This window comes from Rhodococcus sp. R1101 (assembly GCF_000278445.1).
Lineage (GTDB): Bacteria > Actinomycetota > Actinomycetes > Mycobacteriales > Mycobacteriaceae > Rhodococcus > Rhodococcus gordoniae.
The window spans coordinates 1-5,136 of the sequence record NZ_AJVB01000272.1 but is presented as its reverse complement, the minus strand read 5'-3'; the positions used below and the strand labels follow the sequence as shown (position 1 = coordinate 5,136).

Annotated in this window: 6 protein-coding genes; 4 read left to right on the top strand and 2 right to left on the bottom strand. The window is 67.2% G+C overall.

The genetic code is table 11. The features are described 5' to 3' along the window. The coding region (locus tag R1101_RS0115705; protein WP_026003333.1) for a solute carrier family 23 protein at positions 1-1,113 on the top strand (1,113 nt) is incomplete at its 5' end. A gap of 112 nt (positions 1,114-1,225) precedes the next feature. Continuing rightward, positions 1,226-2,368, top strand: a complete 1,143-nt coding sequence (locus tag R1101_RS0115700; RefSeq protein WP_016934338.1) for an acyl-CoA dehydrogenase family protein — start codon at positions 1,226-1,228, stop codon at positions 2,366-2,368. 77 nt (positions 2,369-2,445) lie between these two features. Here the strand turns inward: R1101_RS0115700 and lexA are convergent, their stop codons facing one another. Next, a complete protein-coding gene (gene lexA / locus R1101_RS0115695; RefSeq protein ID WP_016934337.1) occupies positions 2,446-3,156 on the bottom strand; it encodes a transcriptional repressor LexA in 711 nt (236 codons plus the stop codon). Between the two features lie 500 nt (positions 3,157-3,656). Here lexA and R1101_RS0115690 point away from each other — a divergent pair, with 500 nt between their 5' ends. Together R1101_RS0115690 and nrdR are read left to right on the top strand one after the other, a co-directional pair. Further along, the gene (locus R1101_RS0115690) at positions 3,657-3,926 is read left to right on the top strand and encodes a hypothetical protein (RefSeq protein ID WP_016934336.1); all 270 of its coding nucleotides are present in this window, start codon (positions 3,657-3,659) and stop codon (positions 3,924-3,926) included. Between the two features lie 193 nt (positions 3,927-4,119). After that, positions 4,120-4,590 (top strand): transcriptional regulator NrdR, encoded by a 471-nt coding sequence (gene nrdR / locus R1101_RS0115685; protein WP_026003332.1) that lies wholly within the window; start codon positions 4,120-4,122, stop codon positions 4,588-4,590. A 53-nt stretch (positions 4,591-4,643) separates the two neighbouring features. Here the strand turns inward: nrdR and R1101_RS27040 are convergent. After that, positions 4,644-5,136: DUF3418 domain-containing protein (locus R1101_RS27040; protein WP_037223762.1), on the bottom strand; the 493-nt coding region annotated here is incomplete at its 5' end.

Here is a 5,136-nt window from a genome sequence, read left to right as displayed (position 1 = left end):
GTGCCGACGATCACGGGCTTCCCCGTCACGACGACGCTGCTGTTCTCCGGGATCGGTACGGCACTGTTCCTGATCATCACGCGCGGACGGGTGCCCAGCTATCTCGGTTCGTCGTTCGCGTTCATCGCGCCTCTGAGCGCCTCGGCCGGTTCCGGTCCGGCCGCGCAGCTCGGCGGGATCGTCGCCGTCGGCATCGTTCTCGTGCTGATCGGTCTCGTCGTCAAGGCAGCAGGTTCGCGCATCATCGACGCGGTCATGCCGCCGGTGGTGACCGGGGCGATCGTCGCCCTGATCGGGCTGAACCTCGCACCGACCGCCACCGGATCGTTCGAGGCGCAACCGCTCGTCGCCACCATCACGCTCGTGGTCACGCTGCTCGTGACCGTGGTGGGACCGGGCATGCTGGGCCGGCTCGGCATCCTCGTGGGTGTGATCGTCGGATGGATCTTCGCGGCGTTCACCGGAGCGATCGCCTCCGAGCGCATCGACGCCATGCGCGACGCGGCGTGGTTCGGATTGCCCGATCTGCGCGGTCCCACCTTCGAGCTGTCGGTCGTCCTCCTGGCGCTGCCCGTCGTCGTCGTGCTGGTCGCGGAGAACGTCGGGCACGTCAAGGCCGTCGCGGCGATGACCGGGCGGAACCTCGACGACATGGCCGGCAACGCGCTCATCGCCGACGGTCTCGCGACCACCCTGGCCGGCGCGGGGGGAGGTTCGGGAACGACGACCTACGCCGAGAACATCGGCGTCATGGCCGCGACGCGCGTGTATTCGACTGCGGCGTACGCCGTCGCGGCGGTCACCGCCGTCGTCCTCGCCTTCTCACCGAAGTTCGGTGCATTGGTCTTCACCGTGCCCGACGGTGTCCTCGGTGGCGCGACCCTCGTGCTCTACGGCCTGATCGGCATCCTCGGTGTGCGCATCTGGATGGACGCGAAGGTCGACTTCACCGACCCTGTCAACCTCACCGTCGCGGCCGCCGCGCTCGTCGCCGGCATCGGCGATCTGACGCTGGCGATCGGATCGGTCGAACTCGGGGGCATCGCGTGGGGTTCGATCGGCATCCTGGTCGCGTATCCCCTCCTGCGCAGACTTGCGGATCTGCGGCACTGATTCTGTCCTGGGGGTAGTCCGGGTCACAAAATCCGCTCGGTTGTGTCAGCGTCACGGCGCGATCGTCTGCATACCGTGAGTATGTCGAACGACCTCTCACACAGGAGCGCAGATGGAACGCACCCTTTTCGAGCCCGAGCACGACCTCTTCCGGGAGTCGTACCGGAAGTTCCTCGAACAGGAGGTGGCCCCCTTCCACGAGCAGTGGGAGAAGGACAAGATCGTCGACCGTGAGGTGTGGAAGAAGGCCGGCGCGCAGGGCTTCCTCGGCATGGCGGTGCCGGAGGAGTACGGCGGCGGCGGAATGGACGACTTCCGCTACAACGCCATCATGGCCGAGGAGACCACCAAGCTCGGCTTCAGCGGGCTGGGCTTCATGCTGCACAACGATGTCGTCGCGCCCTACCTGCTCGAGCTCGCGACCGAGGAGCAGAAGAAGCGCTGGCTGCCCGGTTTCTGTTCCGGCGAACTCATCACGGCGATCGCGATGACGGAGCCGGGCACCGGCAGCGACCTGCAGGGCATCAAGACTCGCGCGGTGCGCGACGGCGACGACTGGGTCCTCAACGGTGCCAAGACGTTCATCACCAACGGCATCCACTCCGACCTGGTGATCGTGGTGGCCTGCACCGACCCCGAGAAGGGTGCCCAGGGCTTCTCGCTGCTCGTCGTCGAGCGCGGCATGCCGGGTTTCGAGCGAGGACGCAACCTCGACAAGATCGGTCTGGCCGCACAGGACACGGCGGAACTCAGCTTCGACGATGTGCGTGTTCCGGCGGCCAACCTGCTCGGGCAGGAGGGCATGGGCTTCATCTACCTGATGCAGAACCTGCCGCAGGAGCGCCTCGCGATCGCGGTCGTCGCTGCCGCAGCCATGGAACGCGTGCTCGACGACACGATCCAGTACTGCCGCGACCGCAAGGCGTTCGGCAAGCCGATCGGCAAGTTCCAGAACACCCGCTTCGAGCTCGCCGAGCTCGCCACCGAGACCCAGCTGGCCCGTGTGTTCGTGGACCGGTGCATCGAGCTGCTCAACGAGAAGAAGCTCACCGTCCCGGAGGCGGCGATGGCCAAGTACTGGACCACCGACAAGCAGGTCGAGCTGATCGACCGCTGCCTGCAGCTGCACGGCGGCTACGGCTACATGCGTGAGTACCCCGTGGCGAAGGCGTACCTCGACGCCCGCGTGCAGAAGATCTACGGCGGCACGAACGAGATCATGAAGGAAGTCATCGGGCGCGGTCTCGATATCTGAGGCATGTACGAGAAGACCGGGGTGGCTCCGCGCGGCGGAGCCACCCCGGCCTCGTTCGTCTCCGGTGAGCCCGAAGATCAGATCTTGCGGACGACCGTGACGACCTTGCCGAGAATGACGGCGTCGTTGCCCGGGATCGGTTCGAACATCGGGTTGTGGGGCATGAGCCACACGTCGCCGTCGACCCGCTTGAACGTTTTGACGGTGGCCTCGCCGTCGAGCATCGCAGCGACGATGTCGCCGTTGTCGGCGACGTTCTGCTGACGGACGACCACCCAGTCACCGTCGCAGATCGCGGCGTCGATCATCGACCGGCCGACGACCTTGAGTAGGAACAGCGAACCTTGGCCGACGAGTTCGCGCGGCAGCGGGAAGACGTCCTCGACTGCTTCCTCGGCCAGGATGGGGCCACCGGCTGCGATTCGGCCCACGACGGGAACCATTGCCGCAGAGGGAATCTCGTCGGTCGAGGAGGTGGCGACGACCTCGGGGGACGACTCGGGAACGTGCGGTGGCTCGAGGCCGCGTACGTCGACGGCCCGGGGGCGGTTCGGATCCCGGCGCAGGAAACCCTTCCGTTCGAGCGTGCGCAGCTGGTGCGCGACGGACGACGTCGAGTTGAGTCCGACGGCGTCGCCGATCTCGCGGATGCTCGGTGGATACCCCCGTTCGCTGACGGAGTCGCGAATGACCTCGAGGACGCGCCGTTGGCGCTCGGTGAGTCCTGTGGTGGGATCGCCGGCCGTGGGTCCGCCCCGGCGGGCCGTGGATGTTCCGTCCGCCTTCATCGTGACCTCCGTGCGGCGAGTGTCGGATGGGTTGCAAGTTGCCTTTCGAATCTATCGACATCTCGCGCGTATATCAAACAGATGTTCGAGATTCACCCCCTCGAGGAGCTGACGTCGGGGCGGGGCTCGTGGTAGAACATTCGAACAGACTTTCGTTCGAACACATGATCGAGTGCTCGACGGGGTCGGCAGACCACGCACAGCGACACGGAGGATTTCCGATGAGCAGAGCGGTTCGGATCGACACGGCGGTACGGCGGGGGCCGACAGCCCGGGCGGGCACAACAGTTCGGACGCGCACGCGAGAGGGGACCGTCTCGGGCCCGGGTGGGGGAGACCCGCACCGTATCCGGCCGATCGGGAGATCCGCAGTGCACCGCGTTCGTGTCCCGTCGCGGACGAGGCCGCGCGTCGTCACGTCCTCTCGTGAGCCCCTGCACCACCGGTCGGAGATCACCCCGCGCAGTCGTCGGCCGGCGGAACAGACGAGTCGGCGGCAGATGGCGGCGACGCTGTTGCTCACCACGCTGGCCACCACGCTGCTCCTCGTACTCGCCCACGTCCGTACCGGCGAGGTGATCTCGCAGAGTGCCGGCACCACGGTTACGGTCGTGGGCGAGGGTGAGACCCTCGAGGCGTCGGCCGCCCGGCCGTCGCCGGATGCCCCGGTCGGTGTCACCCTGGCGAGGATCGCCGAATCGGATTCACTCGACGGCACTACCGTGCCGGCCGGAAGCCGTCTCCTCGGGCCGGATTCCGGCCGGGAATGACGGCGCCGTGGCCCGCCCCGACCCGCGATCCGCGCCCGAACCGGACAGGCGGGTATTGTCCAACACTGTCAGTCACACCACTCCGTGTGGTTGCGGCGGTGTCGGCCCACTCGCGAGTGGAGACGGTTCCGGTCGGGAAGTATTGCTTCGGCGCCGACGTCGCGACCCGCACGGGCACGACGAAGGAACCGACATGTACTGCCCGTATTGCCGCCATCCCGACTCTCGGGTGGTCGATTCGCGCGAGGCAGACGAGGGTGCCGCGATCCGTCGTCGACGGGCGTGCCCCGAATGCGGGCGCCGTTTCACCACGGTCGAGACGGCCGTGCTGTCCGTCGTCAAGCGCAGCGGCGTGACCGAGCCGTTCAGCCGCGAGAAGGTCGTGCGCGGGGTGGCGCGCGCCTGCCAGGGGCGCGACGTCGACAACGATGCACTGAACAAGCTGGCACAGCAGGTCGAGGATGCGGTGCGCGCCAAAGGCTCCCCCGAGATCCCGAGCCACGAGGTGGGATTGGCGATCCTCGGACCCCTGCGCGATCTCGACGAGGTCGCCTATCTGCGCTTCGCGTCGGTCTACCGTTCTTTCAGTTCGGCAGAGGATTTCGAACGTGAGATCCACGAACTGCGCGAACACCAGAAGTCCCGCTCCGCCCCGGCCGACTGACCATCCCGGCCGACCGTTCCGGACAGATCCGGTCACGATGGCCGATCCGGGCGCTACCGGATGGTGTCGATCGCCTTGACCACACGCTTCTCCGACACCGGGATCCGGGTCCCGAGATTCTGGGCGAACAGGCTCACGCGCAACTCCTCGATCATCCAGTAGATCTCGACGACTTCGGGTGCGGTGCGTCGCTCCTCCGGCAGGCGTGCAAGGAGCTTGTCGTAGGCTCCGTAGACGCGATCGAGCACATCCATTCCGGCAGCGTCCCGATTCGCACTCGCCGGCAACGACTCCAGGCGCTGAGCGGCCGCGGTGAGATAGCGCGGTAGATCGACGATCCGCCGTGAGCCCAGGTCGGTGACGAAGCCGGGGAACAGTAGCGACTGCAGCTGTTCGCGTACGTCGTCGGCGGCCTCGCCGTTCGCACGGTCGAGGAGCACGCCCACCTCGTGGGCGCGCGACAGCACGGGCACAACCGCTTTCAGCAGACGGGCGACGTGCCCCGGCAGCTGCGACCGCACCGTGGCGGCCAGCTCGTCGAATTCC